We start from the raw sequence: 18,686 nt of genomic DNA, 5'->3' as shown, positions 1-18,686 counted from the left end.
CCTGCAACGCCGGCAATTGGCGAAAACTTCTATGCGGCGCTCTTTCTCCCCGCCACGGAGAAATGTCCGGCAGGGCAATGAGGGGCGGCGTCAACGCCTAAAAGGTTCGTTGTTCTTCCGGCTCTAGCCTACTTGCACTTGGCGATCGAGGCCAGCGCCGCCGAGATGCCCTTCAGCGAGAAGACGTAGGTGGTGGTATTGCCGCGGCCGGACTTGGCCGACACCTTCATGTCGGTGCCGGTCTTCATTGCGGCGATCAGCACGGGCTCCTCGGCGGCGTTCTCGACCCAGGCCGACTTGCCGCGCGTGAACATGGAGAACGACTTCTTGTCGATGGTGACGGTGGCCTTGGAACCTTCCTGGAAGGTGTAGCCGGCGATGAATTGGGGCTCGTAGGACACTTGCTGCCCCGGCCGCTGGCTGACGAAGAAGAACATGTCGCCGTGATCCAGCGTCGGCGGCTGCTTGTCGGTTGGCACCGTCAGGACATAGCAGACCTTGCCGCCGCCCGACGCCTGATAACTGTAGGTGCCCCAGGCATTGTGCTGGCCGATCTTGGTTGCCGACTGCGCCAGCGCGGGCGCCGTAATGGCCACCAGGGCCAGGCTGGAAACTATAGCAATCAATCCGCGCATCGCTTTTCCCGTATTCCACTGGTGCGGCGGCAGGCCGGCTCGGCGTCCTGCCCGTCGCTTCATTTTGATTTAATCTGGGTTACCAAACGGTGAATTTCCCTGAGAAAAGGATGTTCACGCCAGGAAACCGCCGCCATCTTAGCGCTGCCGCTCGAAAAAGCGGCTGACGCAATGTCCCTGCCGCGACTTGGAGGCCACGAAAACGGCAAGAGTTTGACTTTTCAAGCAGCTAGGTCTTGCGGCGATTCTCGCTTTTCCGAGGTACGTGACGAATTTCCCTGCAGGCGGTACCATGTCTGCGTTCGCCGCTACGGCACTCGGCCAGCGTGCCCTCCTTGGCGGCTTACGGGAGATTTGGTCGTGACCATTTCCGAGACAGTTCTGATTCTGGCAGGCGGCACAGTCGTCCTGGCGATCGTGTTCGGCATTCGTGTCGCCGTCCGCGCGCCGGCCGGTGCCCCCGGGCCCCGGTCCGCTGGCGCGGCCGCCGCGGGCGGATCGGGCGCGCCCGACGTGGCCGGGGTCATTGCGCTGCCGCCTTTGATCTTCCTCGGCTTCCTGGCGGCGGCAACCGTGCTCGAGGTGCTCGTTCCGCTGCCGGTCATGGCCGGGCAGGCCCTCGCCCGCTATCTGGCCGGCGCTGTGCTCGCGGTGTGCGGCTTCGTGCTCATCTTTATGGCGGCGGGCCGCTTTCAGGCCGCTGGAACCAACATACCACCGACCTTGCCAACGACCGCGCTGGTCGTCGACGGGATCTATCGGCGGACCAGGAACCCGTTCTATCTGGGAGCGACCCTTATCTATCTGGGCCTCGGCGTCGCGGCCGGGAGTCTTTGGGGCATCGCGCTCGTCATCCCCCTGCTGTGGGTGATCAATACCGGCGTCATCGCGCCGGAAGAGCGTTATCTCGAGCGTAAATTCGGAGATGCCTATCGCGCCTACAAGGCGCGGGTGCGGCGGTGGGTTTGACCGCCGGAAAGTCGGTTCTCGCGCGATTTTTTGCGCCGCACCGGCTCAGCTCTTGTCGGCGATGGCCTGCTTGGCGGCGAGCCGGTGCGCTGGCGTGATGTGGGCGCTGACGGCGGTAATCGCGGCGGTCAGCACGGCGATGTCGTCGGTGAAGCCAAGCCCAAGGATGAAATCGGGGATGACGTCCGTCGGCAGCACGAAATAGCCGAGCGCAGCCAGCAAGGTGCCCTTGGCGCGCAACGGCGTCTTCTTGTCCATGGCGCAGTAATAGGCGGCGACCACCTCTTCCATGAACGGGATCTGCCGGGCGGCCTTCTTCGCCGTACGCCAGAACTTTTCGCGCACTTCGCTCTCTTTGCCCGGCTTGCTGCCGAGGCCGAAGAAATCAAAACCGGATTTTTGCGCCATCAATCTCTCCTTCCGGCCGTCGCGTGACTTCACGCGTGACCGCGAGGCAAAATGTGGTGAAAGCTGAACCTCGCTGCAAGGTGCAGATAGGCTCAGCCGCCGAAATAGCGGTTCATCTTCCTGGCCAGATCGAAATCCAGCGCCGTCAGGCCGCCGGCGTCGTGCGTGTTGAGGGTTACGTTTACCGTCTTGTAGACGTTCGACCAGTCGGGGTGGTGGTCCATCTTCTCGGCCGCCAGGGCGACGCGGGTCATGAAGGCAAAAGCTTCGGAGAAATTCTTGAAGGTGAAGCTGCGCGTGATCGAGCCGCCATCCTTGGCCAGCGACCAGCCGTCGAGGCCGGCAAGTTCGGCGCTGATCGCCTCTTTTGCTAGTTTCTCCCTGGCCATGTCCGTCTACCGCATGATCCGCGAAGCGTCGGCGGCACCGACCAAACGGCTGGCGGCCCGGCTGTCGGCACCCGAAAGCGGCCAGGCTTCCTCGACGACGTAAGGCCCGCCGCCGACCGAGTCGCGCGACGACATCAGCACGAAGCGGCCGACCCGGAACGGCAGCGTCGAAAAATTGCCGCGCGCCGACAGATACTGGGCGACGTCGAGCGGGCTCGAATTGCGCAGGCGGGCCAGCGTCACATGCGGCATGAATTTGCGCGGGTCGGCCGGGATGCCGAGCCGCTGGCAGATGCGCTCGATCTCGGCCTGCAATGCGGAAAGATCGGGCGAAGCGGCGACCCCGGCCCACACCGCATGCGGTTTCTTCTGGCCGAAGGCGCCGACGCCGGACAGCGTCAGCGGGAAGGACGGGCGGTGAACGCGGTCGAGCGCGTTGGCGATCTCGTCGGCGACGTGGCCCTCGACATCGCCGATGAAGCGCAGCGTCAGATGATAGTTTTCGACGTCGATCCAGCGGGCTCCAGGCAAGCCGCCCCTGAGCAGGGACAACGAAAGAGCGGCATCACGCGGTATTTCGAGGGCGGTAAAAAGACGCGGCATGGGAAGCCTCCTGTCCTCGAATCGAACTCTTGCCCCTAGCGAATCATCGATATTCAAACGGGGCAAGGGGTTTGTTGGTCGCAGGCCTGCCTAAAAGCTTCCCCAGCGGAAGGTGTTGCGACGGCGAACCCTCGCCTTCAGGAATTGCCCCGGACCGCTTCAATGGCCTTCTCCACACTGGGCAGGATACCCTCGACGATGCGGTCGACGCCTCGGGCGTTTGGATGAAGACCGTCTTCGAGTTGCAGGACGGATTGGCCGGCGATGCCCTCGAGAAAGAAAGGATAGAGCGGCACGCCGTATTTTTCAGCCAGTCTCGGAAAGGTCGCGTCGAAGGCGTTCTGGTAATCGGCGCCGAGATTGGGCGCGGCGCGCATCCCGGCCAGCAACACAGCGATCTTGCGCTGCTTCAGCTTTGCCAGCATGGCGTCCAGGTTCTTTTCCGCTATCGCGGGCGAAACGCCGCGCAGCATGTCGTTGGCGCCGAGCTCCAGGATGACGAGTTGCGTGCCGTCCGGCACCGACCAGTCGAGCCGCGACAGGCCGCCGCTCGTCGTATCGCCGGAGACGCCGGCATTGGCGACCGTGACATCGTAGCCCTTGGCGCGAAGCGCTGCCTGCAGTTTTTCGGTGAAGCCCTGGCCTGGCCCGAGGCCATAACCCGCCATCAAGCTGTCGCCGAAACCGACAATGGTGAAGGGTTCGGCGCGCGCCGACGAAATGGCGCCGCAAATGGTGAGAAAAAGGGCGAAGGCTGCGGCAAAGGTGTGTTTGAAAGCCATGCGGCAGGCCCCATATGACCAGGAACATCGGTTTGGCGAAGGCAGGTTTTCATCTTTGTCGAGCATCTGATCCCCTAGCCCTCATTCCCCATATAGGACGATTTGATTTTGGAAGAAGCCGTCATTTCGCTGAAAGACGTATCGCTGACACTCGGCGAAGGTGCATCCTCGGTCCATGTGTTGAAAGGCGTCAGCCTGGATGTAGCAAGCGGCGAAGCGACAGGCATCGTTGGACCGTCAGGTTCGGGAAAGTCGACATTGTTGATGGTTCTGGCAGGGCTTGAAAGGGTCGATTCGGGAACGGTACGAATTGCCGGCGAGCTGCTCAACGGTAAAAGCGAAGACCAGATTGCATCGTTTCGAGGGCGAAACATTGGCATCGTGTTCCAGTCGTTCCATCTCATCCCCAACATGACAGCGCTGGAAAATGTCGCGGTGCCACTGGAATTGGCCGGCCATGCCGATCCATTCGGCGTGGCGGCGCGCGAGCTGGCGGCGGTCGGCCTCAGCGATCGCGTCACCCATTACCCCGGCGAATTGTCTGGCGGCGAGCAGCAGCGCGTGGCGATCGCCCGGGCGCTGGCGCCGTCGCCACGCATCCTGATCGCCGACGAGCCGACCGGCAATCTCGACCAGGCGACGGGGCGGCACGTCGCCGACCTGCTGTTTGCCAAGGCGGCCGAACGCGGCATGACGCTGGTGCTGGTCACGCATGACCCGGTGCTCGCGGCGCGCTGCTCGCGCCAGGTGTCGATGCGGTCGGGGCTGATCGAGGACGCGCCTGAGCCGGCCACCAGGGCCGGCAAGGTGACCGCCTGATGCCGCTGTCGCAAACGCTGAGGCTCGCCTTTCGGTTTTCGCTGCGAGAAATGCGTGGCGGGCTGTCCGGCTTCCTGATCTTCCTTGCCTGCATCGCGCTCGGCGTCGCGGCAATCGGCGGCGTCAATTCGGTGGCGCAGGCGATTTCCGCCGGTGTTGCCGATCAGGGCCAGACGCTGCTTGGCGGCGATCTCCGCTTCCAGCTCAACCAGCGCGATCCTACCAGAGCCGAACGCAGCTTCCTCGACCGGCTAGGCACCGTTTCGCACAGCGCCAACATGCGCTCGATGGCCAGGCTCGAGGACGGCTCCGACCAGGCGCTGGTCGAGGCCAAGGCGGTCGACGGCGCCTATCCGCTCTATGGCGCGCTGGAGACCGAGCCGGTGCTGTCGCGAGAGGATCTGTTCGACCAAAAATCCGGAGTCTTCGGCGCCGCGGCGCCGGACCTTTTGTTCGAGCGGCTGAACCTTGGCATCGGTGACCGGCTGAAGCTCGGCAGCGCGACCTTCGAGCTGCGCGCCAGGCTGGTCAACGAGCCGGATGCGGTGTCGGATGGCTTCGGCTTTGCGCCGCGGCTGATGGTGTCGACCGACGGGCTTGCCGCTTCCGGCCTGATCCAGCCGGGCAGCCTGGTCGAGAACGCCTATAAGGTTCGCCTGCCCGGAGGCACCACTGAGACACAGATCAAGGCGATCCAGGAGCAGGCGGCAAAAGAGTTCCCGCAGGCCGGCTGGTCGATCCGCACGCGCAGCAACGCAGCGCCGGCGCTGTCCTCGAACATCGAGCGGTTTTCGCAATTCCTGACGCTGGTCGGGCTGACGGCGCTGGTGGTCGGGGGCGTCGGCGTGGCCAATGCCGTGCGTGCCTATCTCGACGGCAAGCGCGGCGTCATCGCCACCTTCAAGAGCCTGGGGGCTTCGGGAGGGTTCGTCTTTGCCGTCTATCTGGTGCAGATTCTGATGATCGCCGCGCTCGGCATCACGCTAGGCCTTGTGCTTGGCGCGCTGATGCCGTTCGCGGCCAGCGCGGCACTCCAATCGGTTATTCCGGTGCCGGCGGAAGGTGGGTTCTATCCCGGCGCCCTCGGCATGGCAGCGCTGTTCGGGCTGCTGGTGACGCTGGCTTTCGCCTTGCTGCCGCTCGGCCGCGCCCGCGACGTGCCGGCAACGGCGCTGTTTCGCGAAATGGGTTTCGAGGGCCGGGGTTTTCCCCGCCCGCTCTATATCGCCGCGGCATTGGGTATCGCCCTGCTCCTGGCGGTACTGGCGATCCTGTTTTCCGGCGACCGCCATATTGCCTCGATCTTCGTCGGCGCCACGGTCTTGTCGTTCCTGGTGCTGCGTGTCGTCGGCACGCTGGTGCAGTGGGCGGCGAAGAAAAGCCCGCGCGTGCGCTCGACCGCGCTCAGGCTCGCCATCGGCAACATCCATCGGCCAGGCGCCTTGACGCCATCCGTGGTTCTGTCGCTTGGCCTCGGGCTGACGCTGCTGGTGACGTTGGCGCTGATCGACGGCAATCTCAGGCGGCAGATCTCGGGCAGCCTGCCGGAACGGGCGCCGAACTTCTTCTTCGTCGATATCCAGAGCGGCGACGTCGATGCTTTCTCTGCGCTGGTCGGCAAAGAGGCACCGCAGGGGAGGCTGATCAAGGTGCCGATGCTGCGCGGCCGGGTGATGGCGCTCAACGGCGTCGCTGTCGACAAGGTCAAGGTTCCGGCCGAAGGCGCCTGGGTACTGCGCGGCGATCGCGGCCTGACCTATGACGCAAAGCTGCCGGAGAATGCGACGCTGACCGAGGGCAGCTGGTGGCCGGAGAACTATGTCGGCGAGCCGCTGGTCTCGTTTTCCGCCGAGGAAGGCAAAGAGATCGGGCTGAAGCTCGGCGACACCATCACCGTCAACGTGCTCGGCCGCAACATCACGGCGAAGATCGCCAATTTCCGCCAGGTCGAATGGGAAACCATGGGCATCAATTTCGTCATGGTGTTCTCGCCCAACACATTTGCCGGGGCGCCGCATGGCTGGTTGGCGACGCTGACCGAGACGAATGCGTCGGCGGCCGACGATGCTCGTCTTCTCAACGCCGTCACCCGGGCTTTTCCAGCGGTGACGACGGTCAGGGTCAAGGACGCGCTCGAAATCGTCAATCGGCTGGTGGCGCAGCTCGGCACGGCAATCAGGGCAGCGGCCGGCGTGGCGCTGATCGCCTCGGTGCTGGTGCTGGCCGGGGCGCTCGCCGCCGGCAACCGGGCCCGCATCCACGACGCGGTGGTGCTGAAGACGCTGGGAGCGACCAGGAGAACACTGATCGCCGCCTTTTCGCTGGAATACATGCTGATCGGCCTTGCCACCGCGATGTTCGCGCTGGCGGCGGGCGGTGTGGCGGCATGGTTCGTCGTCGCGCGCATCATGACGCTGCCATCGCACTTCATGCCCGAGGTGGCGGTGGCGACCATCGGCTTTTCACTGGTGGTCACGGTCGGTATCGGCCTCGCCGGCACGTGGCGGGTGCTGGGCCACAAGGCGGCGCCGGTGCTGCGGAATCTTTGAGCCAGAGCCGGTTTCGATTAAATCTCGTTAATGTTTCGGCCGGGAAGGCCAATAAAACCGGATCTCCCGCACTTCACGGAGCATTACGTCCGGTTACGGTCTTGTCCTTTACGCCAAGAACCATCATATTTCGGCGCAGGCATGCTGGAGCCCCGCCAGCGGCGCCTGGGTTCAAAGGACCTGACACCGGACGGGGCAGAAGCAATATGAGGATTTCCATGGCTGATCCCGTTCGCAATTATCAGACGCGCGCCGTGCCCGGCGCCGGCGTCGATGCTGCCATCGACCAGGGCCTGCGCGCCTATATGATCAAAGTCTACAATCTGATGGGGCTTGGCCTCCTCATCACCGGCCTTGCCGCGGTCGGCACAATCATGCTGGCCACCACCAGCGATCCCGCCTCGGCCGTCGCGACGTTGCCAAGCGGCGAGATGCTGACCTCGTTCGGCTACGCGATCTTTGGTTCGCCGCTGAAATGGCTGGTGATCTTTGCCCCGCTGGCAGCGGTGATGTTCCTGTCGTTCCGCGTCCAGTCGATGAGCGTTTCGGCCGCGCAGACGACGTTCTGGGTCTATGCCGGCCTCGTCGGCCTGTCGCTGTCGTCGATCTTCCTGGTCTACACCACCGCCAGTATCTCGCAGACCTTCTTCGCCACCGCCGCCGCCTTTGGCGGGCTGTCGCTCTACGGCTACACGACCAAGCGCGATCTCTCGGCGTTCGGGTCGTTCCTGGTCATGGGCGTGGTCGGCCTGATCATCGCGATGGTGATCAACATCTTTCTGCAGTCGTCGGCGCTTTCTTTCGCCGTTTCGGCGATCGGCGTGCTGATCTTCGCAGGCCTCACCGCCTACGACACGCAGAACATCAAGGAGATGTATTTCGAGGGTGACGAGACTGATGTCGCCGGCCGCAAGGCGATTATGGGCGCATTGAGGCTCTATCTCGACTTCATCAACCTGTTCATGTTCCTGCTGCAGTTCATGGGCGACCGTCGCTAGTACGGCGTTCTTTGTTGACTATGATCTTTTCCGAAAACCGGTTTCCACTTTTCGGGATCATGGTCTGACTGGACCAGCGAGTTTGGAAAGGGCGGCCCAACAGCCGCCCTTTGTTTTGTGCTGGCTTTTGCTTTGATATAAGGCAGATGAACGACTTGCATAAATTATGAGCAGCATCACGTTACGGGCCGCAATGTCGGCCGATCTCGACCGGATCACGGAAATCTATGCCGACGCGGTGACGAATGGCACGGCGAGCTATGAACTCGAGCCACCAAACCGAACCGAGATGGGCGCGCGCTTCGACAACCTGATGGCGGGCGGCTTTCCCTATCTCGTTGCGGAAAAGGCCGGCGGCGTGCTCGGCTATGCCTATGCCGGGGCGTTCCGGCCGCGCCCGGCGTACCGCTTCGTCGTCGAGGATTCCGTCTATGTCGCGCCCGAGGCCAAAGGGCAAGGCGTCGGGCTGCTCTTGATGCAAGGGCTGATCGAAGCGGCCAAGGCGGCGGGTTTTCGCCAGATCATCGCGGTGATCGGCGACGGCCGACCCGACAGCGCCTCGGTACGGTTGCACGAGAAGCTCGGCTTTCGTCATTCCGGCCGCCTGGAAGGCTCAGGCTATAAGCACGGACGCTGGCTGGACACGGTGTTCATGCAGTTGCCGATCAATGGCGGGGCGTCCATCCCGCCCGATCCGCAATCGCTGCCCGAGCGGAAGTTCCGCGAACAAAAATAAGAGGTTACGCCTCGACCAACTTCAGCGTTCGGTCGAACACACCAAGCACCCGGCCGAGCTCCTGGCCGCGCTTGAGGATGCGCCCGCCGGCGGCGATGACGGCGAACGCGCCTTGCCGGCGCGCCAGCTTCGGATCCTTGACGATCTGGAAAAGCGGCACTTCGCTGGTGCGGCGGAAGACGGAAAAAACGGCGCGGTCGGCGAGATGGTCGATGGCATAGTCGCGCCATTCATTGGCGGCGACCATACGGCCGTAGAGCCTGAGTATCTGGTCCAGTTCGCGCCGGTCGAACCGCACCGGCTGGTCGAGGCGCTCGCGTCTTGCCTCGTGCAGCGGGATCAATATTGCGGATGCGTCCCCATCCTCCGTCCCGCTGCTGCGATCAGTCATGCCTGGTCCTCGCAATGAATCGTACGCCGACCAAAGTTGGCGCTTTCGTTGCCGAATTGCAAGGCCCGGTCGGGCAAGGGCAGCGCCGCGCCGTTTCTCCAGCGTCCAGTCACGTTTGCGAAACGCCTGTTGGAATTGGTGATGCTTCGCCACAATCCTGCCTTTTTTTATCCGTGCTCATGCCCCAATGTCCGACGAATTTACCGGCGTTGCCTGAGACGGTTCGGTCCGGCACCGGCTCGTAAACCCCAAGCCCCCCGCCCACGGGTCTGCGTCGGATCGAACCAACCTCGGTTTTTCCTTGGAAAGATCGGGTGCGACGATCCCAAAACCTAAATGACCGGCGTCAGAAGCAAGCTGACGCCGGTTTTTTATTGGCCGGCCGCTGGGATCGCCTCCGAAAGCGGGGCACGTTAAGACGGCCATACGAGGGCCCCTAATTGCGTTATGACCGTCTCTCTGCGCAGCCCCTCATTGCCCTGCCGGCATTTCTCCCCGTATAGCGACGGGGAGAAAGACGCAGTCGGCCACGGTTTTGCCAATCACCAGCGTTGCACAAAGAACGCCGATGCCGCGGCCAGTTCCCTTCTCCCCGTCACTATACGGGAGAAGGTGCCGGCAGGCGGATGAGGGGCAGCGCGACGTTTCAGTTCAAGGCTTGCGGATAAAGGCTGCACCCAGGATCGGACCGGGCATGCCGTCCTTGCCGACTGACTGCAGCAGCACGGCGCAGCCGCCCTTCTTGGCGATCTCGCTCATCGGCAGTTCGTAGCGCTGCGCCTTGCCGTGCCACATGCCGGCGGTCTGGATGCTGGAGACGGCGTTCCAGTAGGTCATGCTGCGGCCGCTGTTTTCACCCTTGCCGATCTTGATCGTCTGCGGCGGGTTGAAATAGACGATGACGACATGCGCGTCGGCGGGGCCGGTCACGGCGTCGCCGGCATCGATCATGACGCGATCGCTGGTCCGGCTGACCTTGATGCCGACGCGCATGCCTTCGCCGACCCTCTCCATGCGTGCCAGCGTGCCGTCGACTTCCTTGCGGCTGGCGCCGTTGACATGGCTGCGGCCGTTTATGACGGCTTGCGGGGTGTAGACGGAACGGCTGCCGAAGGCGCGCATATACTCATATTGCCGCTCGGTATTTTCCTTGCGGCTCAGCGTGTCCTGCCAGCCGAGGTAATCCCAATAATCGACATGATAGGCGAGCGCGACGATGTCCTCCTTAGCGGCAAGCTCGGCGAAGAATTCGTCGGCCGGCGGACAGGAATTACATCCCTGGCTGGTGAAGAGCTCGACGACGCCTAATGGCTTATCGGCTTGCTCGGCAAGCGCCCTGCCGGCAAACGCCGAGAGGGCCAGCGCAAGGGCCGCAAGCCGCATTGGTCTTCGAGATGACATGGCCGTTCCGATCCCGCCGGTGACGCCGGCTTTGTTCTGATTGTCGAAATATGTGGCAGAAGCGGCAGTCAACGGGAAGTCACGTTGCGGTGAAATTTTGCCGTTGCAACCGCTGGCAAGGGCGCAATAGGTGGACTTGCACTTCACGATGGAAGCGATTCGGGCGGCAATCAGCATGTGGCAATCTCTCCTGGCGCCGGTCGACCTCTATTGCGAACGGACGGGGCCGGAATTCTGGGCCGAACCGCTCAATGCGCTGAGCAATCTGGCTTTTTTTGCCGCCGGGCTATGGGGTGTCTGGCAGGTGCGCAAGCGCGGCACCGGCGCCTTCGCCGAAGCGTTGGCCTGGTGGGTGGTGGCGATCGGCGTCGGCTCGTCGCTGTTCCACACCTTTGCCACAAGGGCAATGATCCTGGCCGACGTGGTGCCCATTGCAGGGTTCACGCTGGCCTACACGCTGTTCAACCTGCGACGTTTTCTCGACATGAAATGGGGCAAGGCGATCGCCATCTTCGTCGCCTTTTACGCGGTTGCCGGGCTGGTGACCTTTGCCGTGCCGGACTGGCTGCGCCAGGCGTCGAACGGGACGACCGGCTATCTGCCGCCCTTCCTGGCGCTTGCCTTCTTCGGCGCCTGGGTGGCGGCCAGCGGCAATCGCGCCGGCTGGTACAATCTGGCGGGTTCGGCGATCTTCGTCGTATCGGTCATCTGCAGGATGATCGATCCGCTGGTCTGCGGCGGCTTTCCGCTCGGCACGCATTTCCTGTGGCACATATTCAACGGGCTGATGCTCGGCGTGCTGCTGGCGGCGACAGCGCGGTTTGGAAAGCCAAAGTAGGGCAGTAGGGCAGTAGGGCAGTAGGGCAGTAGGTGGCTTGTCCTTGCTTCCCCTACTGCCCTACTCCCTTATTGCCCTACTCCCTTAAGCCGCAAGATCGCGCAGCACGTATTGCAGGATGCCGCCATTCCTGAAGTAGTCGAGCTCGTCCAGCGTATCGATGCGGCAGATGATCGGAACTTCTTTGACGCTGCCGTCGCCGTAGGTGATCCTGGCGATCATCTTCTGCCGCGGCTTGATGTTGCTCAGTCCGTCGATCTCGACCAGTTCGTCGCCCTTGAGGTTGAGCGAGGCCCATGAGGTGCCTTCCTCGAAGACGAAGGGGATGACGCCCATGCCGACCAAGTTGGAGCGGTGGATGCGCTCGAAGGACTGGGCGATGACCGCGCGGACGCCCAGCAAATTGGTGCCCTTGGCCGCCCAGTCACGCGACGAGCCGTTGCCATATTCGACGCCGGCAAAGATGACCAGCGGCACGCCCTCCTTCTTGTAGTGCATGGCGGCGTCGTAGATCGATTCCTCTTCCTTCGACGGGTAGTGGATGGTGTAGCCGCCCTCGCGGCCGTTCTCGCCCAGCATATGGTTGCGGATGCGGATATTGGCGAAGGTGCCGCGCATCATCACCTCGTGGTTGCCCCGGCGCGTGCCGTATTGGTTGAAATCGGCGACGCCGACGCCGTGGTCGGTGAGGTACTTGCCGGCCGGCGATGCCGCCTTGATCGAACCGGCCGGCGAAATGTGGTCGGTTGTGATCTTGTCGCCGAACAGGCCGAGCACACGCGCGCCCTTGATATCGCCGATCTTGCCGAAGCCTGACGTCATGCCGGCGAAATAGGGCGGGTTCTGCACATAGGTCGAATTGTCGTCCCAGGCATAGGTCTGGCCTTCCGGCGCCTTGACGTTCTGCCAGTACTCGTCGCCCTTGAAGACGTCGGCATATTTGCGGGCGAACAATTCGCGCGTGACGTTCTTCTCGATGAATTCCTGGATCTCGACCGAACTTGGCCAGATGTCTTTGAGATAGACCGGATTGCCGTTGCGATCGTCGCCGAGCGGCTCGGTGGTCAGATCCTTGGTCACGGTCCCGGCCAGCGCGTGGGCGACGACCAGCGGCGGCGAGGCGAGATAGTTCGCCTGCACGTCGGGCGAGACGCGGCCTTCGAAATTGCGGTTGCCGGACAAGACTGCCGCAGCTATCAAGCCCTTATCGTTGATGGTCCTGGAGATCGGCGCCGGCAACGGGCCGGAATTGCCGATGCAGGTGGTGCAGCCGAAGCCGACCAGGTTGAAGCCGATCTGGTCGAGCTCCTTCTGCAGGCCGGATTTCTCGAGATATTCGGCCACGACCTGGCTGCCCGGCGCCAATGAGGTCTTGACCCACGGCTTCTGCTTGAGGCCGAGCCGGTTGGCATTGCGCGCCAACAGCCCGGCGCCGATCAGCACGCTCGGGTTCGAGGTGTTGGTGCAGGAGGTGATGGCGGCGATGACGACATCGCCATGGCCAAGATCGTAGTCCGTGCCCTCGACGGCATAGCGCTTGTCGATTTCGGCGGCCTTCTTGTATTCGGTCTCCATGGCCTTGGCGAAGCCGGCTGGAATGTCTTCAAGTGCGACGCGGCCTTCCGGCCGCTTCGGGCCGGCCATCGACGGCACGACACTGCCGAGATCGAGCTCCAGCAGGTCGGTGAAGAGCGGATCGGCCGAACCGGCATCGCGCCACAAGCCTTGCGCCTTCGAATAAGCCTCGACCAGGGCGATGCGGTTTTCGTCGCGACCGGACATTGTGAGATAGCGGATGGTTTCTGAGTCGACCGGGAAAAAGCCGCAGGTGGCGCCATACTCGGGCGCCATGTTGCCGATGGTGGCGCGGTCGGCCAACGTCATGTTCGATAAGCCCGGCCCGAAGAATTCGACGAACTTGCCGACGACGCCCTTCTTGCGCAGCATCTGGGTAACTGTAAGCACCAGGTCGGTGGCGGTGACGCCTTCCCTCAGCCTGCCGGTAAGGCGAAAGCCGATGACTTCGGGCAACAGCATGGAGACCGGCTGGCCGAGCATCGCGGCCTCGGCCTCGATGCCGCCGACGCCCCAGCCGAGCACGCCAAGACCGTTGATCATGGTGGTGTGCGAATCGGTGCCGACGCAGGTGTCGGGATAGGCGGTGGTTTCGCCGTCTTCGCTGTTGGTCCACACCACCTGGCCGAGATATTCGAGATTGACCTGATGGCAGATACCGGTGCCGGGCGGCACGACGCGGAAATTACGGAACGCCTGCTGGCCCCATTTCAGGAATTTATAGCGTTCCTCGTTGCGCTCATATTCAAGCTCGACATTGCGGGCGAAAGCCAGCGGTGTGCCGAATTCGTCGACGATGACCGAGTGGTCGATGACCAGATCGACCGGCACCAGCGGATTGATCTTTTGCGGGTCGCCGCCGAGCGAGGCCATGGCGTCGCGCATGGCGGCAAGGTCGACCACGGCTGGAACGCCGGTAAAATCCTGCATCAGCACGCGGGCCGGGCGATAGGCGATCTCGACGCCGGCGGTGCCCCGGTCGGTCAGCCAGCCGGCGACCGCCTGGATGCTCTCCTTGGTGACGGAACGGCCGTCCTCGTTGCGCAGCAGGTTCTCCAGCAGCACCTTCATCGAATAGGGCAATTGAGCGATGCCGGTGAGGCCGTTCTTTTCGGCCTCGACAAGATCATAGTAGATGTACTCGGTGCCGCCGGCGGTCAGCGTGCGGCGGCAATTGAAGCTGTCGAGTGATTTGGACACGTGCGATCCCTAACTGTCGGTTGCCGGGGAGGGAACGGACGCCAGTGGGCATGCAAATCACGCGCAAAGGTGCGGGTACGGCCATTTCCGCTGTCCGTTCCCAAGCGTCCGGGCCGTTCAAGGCGGCACGCGCGCTGGTTCGGCGCAAATTCGGTTCCCGTGCCGACCGCTGGCACGGATGATGCGGATATAGAGAATTTTCTGGAATAGTTCTAGACACGGAATTGCCATTTTTGCTGCGGCGCACCGAAGCCGCGCTTGAATTTTCGGCGAAGGGGAACGGATGCGGCTGATCGCCGAAAATCTGGGCGGCGAACGCGGCGGCGAGACGGTATTTTCCGGCATCGAATTCGCGCTGGGGGAAGGCCAGGCGCTGGTCGTCACCGGGCCCAACGGTGCCGGCAAATCGACGCTGCTCAGGATCATCGCCGGACTGTTGCCGGTGGCGGCAGGCCGTGTGCGGTTCGAAGGTGGTGGCGAAGACTTTCCGTCGGCCGCCTCGGCCTGTCACTATCTCGGCCACCTCAACGCGATGAAGACGGCGCTGAGCGTTACGGAGAACCTGTGCTTCTGGCGCGATTTTTCGGGCGCCGGTTCCGCGGGTGTTGAAGAGGCGCTGGAGACCGTCGGGCTGGGCAGCATCGGCCATCTGCCTTTCGGCTATCTCTCGACCGGCCAGCGCCGGCGTGCGGCGATTGCAAAACTGCTGGTCAGCTACCGGCCATTGTGGCTGCTGGACGAGCCGACTGCAGGGCTGGACAAGGCTTCGGAGGAGAGATTCAGCGAATTGATGGGGAAGCACCTCGAGAGTGGGGGGATCGTGGTTGCGGCGACGCATCTGCCGCTGGGGATCGAGGGGGCGAGGGAGCTTGTGATGGGGATGGTTGGGTGATGCCGGCAGGACAGAGGGGGGTGCCTGGGCGAAAGCATCTCACATCATGCTAGCGCTCTTCCTCCGAGACATCCGCCTGAGTATCCGCGCCGGCGGCGGGGCGTTGACCGGCGTGATTTTCTTTCTCGCCGTCATCGCGACCATCCCCTTCGGCGTCGGTCCCGACCTGAGGCTGCTGGCCCGCATCGGGCCAGCGATTCTCTGGATATCAGCCTTGCTGGCCTGCCTGCTCGGCCTCGACCGGCTGTTCCAGGCTGATCGGGAAGACGGCTCGCTCGATCTTCTGGTACTTGGCAACGACCGGCACCTGCTGGCCCTGACCGTGCTGACGAAATGCCTGGCGCATTGGGCGGGAAGCGTGCTGCCGCTGGTCATAGCCGCTCCCCTGCTCGGCCTGTTCATGAACATGGAGCCGGCCGGCATCGGCGCCACGGCGCTGACGCTTCTGGTCGGCACGCCGGCGATCACCTTCATCGGTGCTGCCGGTGCCGCGGTGGCGGTGGCGCTGCCGCGCGGCGGGCTGCTGATCTCTGTGCTGGTGCTGCCGCTGACGATTCCCGTGCTGATCTTCGGCGTATCTGCAAGCTATGGCGCGGTGGCGGACCCCGATCCGTTCCTGCAGCCCTTCCTCATTCTTGCCGCGCTGACCTTGTTCCTTGCCGTGCTCGGGCCGGTGGCGGCGGCGCTGGCGCTGCGGCACGGTACGGATTGATGTGTTGGCTTCAGCTCATGCCTGCGGCGCGGCGAACAATTGCGGAGCCGGTGGCGCGGCGTTAAGAGAGGACATGTCGGAACAAGGCGAGACGGACCGGTTGGAAAGCGCCGCGGAGCGAAAAGCATGAGCGTACACGCGCTTTATGTCACCGCCGCCTATGCGATCACGGCCGTGGTGCTGGGCGGGCTGATCGGCTGGATCCTGCTCGACCAGCGCGGCCGCAAGCGAGAGCTCGCCGAGCTGGAGGCGTCCGGCGTGCGCCGGCGCTCCGATAGGGCAGCAAAATCATGAGCACGGAAACGGAAACACCGGCGCGCCGCCGCCTGATCGTGCTGGTGCCGCTGCTGGTCTTTCTCGGGCTGGCGGGATTGTTCCTGGCGCAGCTCTTGTCCGGGCGCGACGTGTCGGAAGTGCCGTCGGCGCTGATCGGCCTGCCGGCGCCGCAGACCAACCTGCCGGCGCTCGAGGGCACCAATTTACCGGGCCTCGATTCAAGACAGTTCGCCGGCAAGGTGACGCTGGTCAACGTCTTTGCGTCCTGGTGCGCGCCGTGCCGCGAAGAGCATCCGGTGCTGCTGGCGCTGTCGCAGGACAGACGCTTCGTCATGGCCGCGCTGAACTACAAGGACCAGCCGGAAAACGCCCGTCGGTTCCTTGGCGATCTCGGCAATCCGTTCCAGGCGATCGGCGTCGACCAAGCCGGGCGCACGGCGATCGACTGGGGTGTCTACGGCGTGCCGGAGACCTTCGTCATCGGCAAGGACGGCAAGATCGCCTACAAGCATGTAGGGCCGCTGACGCCGGACTCGGCGCGGACGCTGCTGTTGCCGGAGATCGAGAAGGCGCTGGCCGCGCCGGGCTGATGGCCCGCCGTTTCGTGATAGGTCGACCGAAGACTCAGCCGTAGATCTGCTTGTGGACCTGGTAGAGCATTTCTGACCGGTCGGCGCGCATGTCGGCGAGGTCGCGGCTGCTGAAGCTGTCGATTTCGGCGACGAGGCGGTTGTAATGCCGGCGCTTGGCGATGCTGGCGCGAGCGCGGCTCATGAGGCTGTCGATGATCATAGCGAGTTTCCTTTTGCGCCGCATTTCGCGGCCAGTTGTTCCTCCCTTGATCGATACGGAGCATGACATAGTTATGGTGCGTTGCAAAAATAAAATGTTGCAATGCACCATTGCGCTGGGCGCATAGCCGGTTGTGACCTGCCGCCCGGGCCAGCATTCGCATTCCATAATGCTTCCGACGCATCATCGATCTTGCCATATCGATCGCAGGCTGGCTTGATCGCGCCTCGCCAAGCGACTGCTACCGGGAGGAACCATGGCCAGCGAATTCTACGAAGTCCTCGATCCGCGCTTTTCGCGGCTGTTCAACGGCAATGCACAGGTCGACCGGCTGTTTACCGGCTGCCGATGGGCCGAAGGACCGGCCTGGTTTGCGGCCGGGCGGTATCTGGTCTGGTCCGACATCCCGAACAATCGCATGCTGCGTTACGACGAGACCGACGGCAGCGTCAGCGTGTTCCGTCAGCCGTCCGGCAATTCCAACGGCAGCACCGTCGACCGGCAAGGCCGGCTGGTTACTTGCGAGCATTCCGGCCGCCGCGTCAGCCGCACCGAGCATGACGGCTCGGTCATCACCATCACCGACAAATGGCGCGGCAAGCGGCTGAACTCGCCCAATGACGCGGTGGTCAAGTCCGATGGCTCGATCTGGTTCACCGATCCGAGCTACGGCATCGATACCGATTACGAGGGCGACAAGGCCGAAAGCGAGATCGGCGCCTGCCATGTCTACCGGATCGATTCCGGCACCGGCGAGACCGAGGCGGTGATCACCGACATGGTCAGGCCCAACGGGCTCGCTTTTTCGCTCGACGAGAGCAAGCTCTATGTCGCCGACACCGGCCGCACACATGGTGCACAAAACCCGGCGCACATCCGGGTGTTCAATATCGGCCAGGGCGGCAAGACGGTCTCAGGCGAAAAGGTCTTTGCCGACTGCACCGCCGGCCTGTTCGACGGTTTCAGGCTGGATGCGGACGGCCGCATCTGGACCAGTGCCGCCGACGGGGTCCATTGCTACGATCCAGACGGGACGCTGATCGGCAAGGTCAAGGTACCGGAAGTCGTCGCCAATTGCGTGTTCGGCGGCAACAAGCTGAACTGCCTCTACATCGCCGGCACCACATCGCTCTATATGGTCCGGCTCATGGTCAACGGCGCCAAGACTTATTGAGCAGACGAGACCCAGGGGAGGGACGCCATGCCATTTGTGAATATCCGCCTGGTCAAGGAGGTGATTGCCGATGACCCGGCCGGCAAAAAGGCCGCGATCGCCGCCCAGGTGACGGCAGCCATCACCGGCGTCACCGGCCTGACCAACAACGATGTCTGGGTGGTCTTCGAGGAGGTCGCCGCACGCGACTGGTTCGTCGGTGAGACCGACGTCGAGACGCGGAGGGGCAAGGGATAGTTCCCGGCACAGATTGGCCGCAGCCCCTAGCGTCGTCATCCCAGGGCGGAGCAGGAGCGAAGCTCCGTCGCGGAGACCCTGGGATCCATGCCGTGACCTACCAGTAGAACAGCGGTGCGATTCTGTTGTGCAGCGCGCCGGTGTAATGTCCAACGTCAGGCCTCTGGCGGCCTTCCCGAACCGCTGCATCTCCGACGAATGTCACGGCATGGATCCTAGAGTCTTTCACGTTTTGACGGAAGCGTATCCGGCGTTTGCGAAGTAGTTCTTGCATTCGCCGGGTTCGATCGTCGCAACGAGGTGGCCGATG

The 18,686-nt window shown here is 63.3% G+C and carries 21 protein-coding genes; 12 read left to right on the top strand and 9 right to left on the bottom strand.

The window, feature by feature from the left end; all coding sequences use genetic code 11:
• Positions 1-128 precede the first annotated feature (128 nt).
• On the bottom strand, positions 129-635 hold the full coding sequence (locus NKJ40_RS13875; RefSeq protein WP_352466500.1) for an invasion associated locus B family protein: 507 nt from the start codon (positions 633-635) through the stop codon (positions 129-131).
• A gap of 360 nt (positions 636-995) precedes the next feature.
• Here NKJ40_RS13875 and NKJ40_RS13870 point away from each other — a divergent pair, with 360 nt between their 5' ends.
• A complete protein-coding gene (locus tag NKJ40_RS13870; RefSeq protein ID WP_352466499.1) occupies positions 996-1,604 on the top strand; it encodes a methyltransferase family protein in 609 nt (202 codons plus the stop codon).
• 45 nt (positions 1,605-1,649) lie between these two features.
• Here NKJ40_RS13870 and NKJ40_RS13865 read toward each other — a convergent pair whose 3' ends face one another.
• The 4 genes from NKJ40_RS13865 to NKJ40_RS13850 form a co-directional block, all read right to left on the bottom strand.
• On the bottom strand, positions 1,650-2,012 hold the full coding sequence (locus tag NKJ40_RS13865; RefSeq protein ID WP_352466498.1) for a YkvA family protein: 363 nt from the start codon (positions 2,010-2,012) through the stop codon (positions 1,650-1,652).
• A gap of 92 nt (positions 2,013-2,104) precedes the next feature.
• Positions 2,105-2,401 carry a 4a-hydroxytetrahydrobiopterin dehydratase gene (locus NKJ40_RS13860; RefSeq protein ID WP_352466497.1) on the bottom strand — a complete coding sequence of 99 codons (297 nt, stop codon included), beginning with the start codon at positions 2,399-2,401 and terminating at the stop codon, positions 2,105-2,107.
• Between the two features lie 6 nt (positions 2,402-2,407).
• On the bottom strand, positions 2,408-3,004 hold the full coding sequence (thpR, locus tag NKJ40_RS13855) for an RNA 2',3'-cyclic phosphodiesterase (protein WP_352466496.1): 597 nt from the start codon (positions 3,002-3,004) through the stop codon (positions 2,408-2,410).
• A 137-nt stretch (positions 3,005-3,141) separates the two neighbouring features.
• Complete coding sequence (locus NKJ40_RS13850; RefSeq protein WP_352466495.1) at positions 3,142-3,786, bottom strand: arylesterase; 645 nt, start codon at positions 3,784-3,786, stop codon at positions 3,142-3,144.
• Between the two features lie 108 nt (positions 3,787-3,894).
• On the opposite strand from NKJ40_RS13850, the gene NKJ40_RS13845 reads away from it, so the two are divergent.
• The 4 genes from NKJ40_RS13845 to NKJ40_RS13830 all read left to right on the top strand — a co-directional run bounded on the left by NKJ40_RS13845 (position 3,895) and on the right by NKJ40_RS13830 (position 8,888).
• Positions 3,895-4,605, top strand: a complete 711-nt coding sequence (locus NKJ40_RS13845) for an ABC transporter ATP-binding protein (RefSeq protein ID WP_352466494.1) — start codon at positions 3,895-3,897, stop codon at positions 4,603-4,605.
• Entirely contained in the window at positions 4,605-7,154 is a 2,550-nt protein-coding gene (locus NKJ40_RS13840) for an ABC transporter permease (protein WP_352466493.1), read from the top strand. The genes NKJ40_RS13845 and NKJ40_RS13840 overlap by 1 nt, the downstream gene beginning before the upstream one ends.
• Before the next feature lie 218 nt (positions 7,155-7,372).
• Positions 7,373-8,152 carry a Bax inhibitor-1/YccA family protein gene (locus NKJ40_RS13835; RefSeq protein WP_352466492.1) on the top strand — a complete coding sequence of 260 codons (780 nt, stop codon included), beginning with the start codon at positions 7,373-7,375 and terminating at the stop codon, positions 8,150-8,152.
• Positions 8,153-8,318: 166 nt separating this feature from the next.
• A complete protein-coding gene (locus NKJ40_RS13830) occupies positions 8,319-8,888 on the top strand; it encodes a GNAT family N-acetyltransferase (RefSeq protein WP_352466491.1) in 570 nt (189 codons plus the stop codon).
• 4 nt (positions 8,889-8,892) lie between these two features.
• Here NKJ40_RS13830 and NKJ40_RS13825 read toward each other — a convergent pair whose 3' ends face one another.
• Entirely contained in the window at positions 8,893-9,279 is a 387-nt protein-coding gene (locus NKJ40_RS13825; protein ID WP_031212724.1) for a DUF2794 domain-containing protein, read from the bottom strand.
• Between the two features lie 651 nt (positions 9,280-9,930).
• Entirely contained in the window at positions 9,931-10,662 is a 732-nt protein-coding gene (locus NKJ40_RS13820; RefSeq protein WP_352466490.1) for a DUF1223 domain-containing protein, read from the bottom strand.
• Positions 10,663-10,855: 193 nt separating this feature from the next.
• Between NKJ40_RS13820 and NKJ40_RS13815 the strand changes: the two genes are divergently transcribed.
• Entirely contained in the window at positions 10,856-11,518 is a 663-nt protein-coding gene (locus NKJ40_RS13815; protein ID WP_352466489.1) for a ceramidase domain-containing protein, read from the top strand.
• 84 nt (positions 11,519-11,602) lie between these two features.
• Here the strand turns inward: NKJ40_RS13815 and acnA are convergent, their stop codons facing one another.
• Entirely contained in the window at positions 11,603-14,293 is a 2,691-nt protein-coding gene (gene acnA, locus NKJ40_RS13810) for an aconitate hydratase AcnA (protein WP_352466488.1), read from the bottom strand.
• 283 nt (positions 14,294-14,576) lie between these two features.
• On the opposite strand from acnA, the gene ccmA reads away from it, so the two are divergent.
• The 4 genes from ccmA to NKJ40_RS13790 all read left to right on the top strand — a co-directional run bounded on the left by ccmA (position 14,577) and on the right by NKJ40_RS13790 (position 16,763).
• Entirely contained in the window at positions 14,577-15,185 is a 609-nt protein-coding gene (gene ccmA, locus NKJ40_RS13805) for a heme ABC exporter ATP-binding protein CcmA (protein ID WP_352466487.1), read from the top strand.
• A 46-nt stretch (positions 15,186-15,231) separates the two neighbouring features.
• Entirely contained in the window at positions 15,232-15,897 is a 666-nt protein-coding gene (gene ccmB, locus NKJ40_RS13800; protein ID WP_352466486.1) for a heme exporter protein CcmB, read from the top strand.
• A 126-nt stretch (positions 15,898-16,023) separates the two neighbouring features.
• A complete protein-coding gene (ccmD, locus tag NKJ40_RS13795; protein WP_352466485.1) occupies positions 16,024-16,191 on the top strand; it encodes a heme exporter protein CcmD in 168 nt (55 codons plus the stop codon).
• A complete protein-coding gene (locus tag NKJ40_RS13790) occupies positions 16,188-16,763 on the top strand; it encodes a DsbE family thiol:disulfide interchange protein (RefSeq protein WP_352466484.1) in 576 nt (191 codons plus the stop codon). Before ccmD ends, NKJ40_RS13790 begins: the two co-directional genes overlap by 4 nt.
• A 34-nt stretch (positions 16,764-16,797) precedes the next feature.
• Here the strand turns inward: NKJ40_RS13790 and NKJ40_RS13785 are convergent, their stop codons facing one another.
• Positions 16,798-16,965 carry a hypothetical protein gene (locus NKJ40_RS13785; RefSeq protein ID WP_023721879.1) on the bottom strand — a complete coding sequence of 56 codons (168 nt, stop codon included), beginning with the start codon at positions 16,963-16,965 and terminating at the stop codon, positions 16,798-16,800.
• A gap of 256 nt (positions 16,966-17,221) precedes the next feature.
• On the opposite strand from NKJ40_RS13785, the gene NKJ40_RS13780 reads away from it, so the two are divergent.
• Positions 17,222-18,139, top strand: a complete 918-nt coding sequence (locus tag NKJ40_RS13780; RefSeq protein ID WP_352466483.1) for an SMP-30/gluconolactonase/LRE family protein — start codon at positions 17,222-17,224, stop codon at positions 18,137-18,139.
• A 27-nt stretch (positions 18,140-18,166) separates the two neighbouring features.
• Positions 18,167-18,376 carry a tautomerase family protein gene (locus NKJ40_RS13775; RefSeq protein WP_254817859.1) on the top strand — a complete coding sequence of 70 codons (210 nt, stop codon included), beginning with the start codon at positions 18,167-18,169 and terminating at the stop codon, positions 18,374-18,376.
• The last annotated feature ends 310 nt before the right edge of the window (positions 18,377-18,686 follow it).

It is taken from the genome of Mesorhizobium sp. M0119 (assembly GCF_040322615.1).
GTDB lineage: Bacteria > Pseudomonadota > Alphaproteobacteria > Rhizobiales > Rhizobiaceae > Mesorhizobium.
Note: the sequence above shows the minus strand (reverse complement) of the source record. Positions and strands in the feature narration are given on the sequence as shown.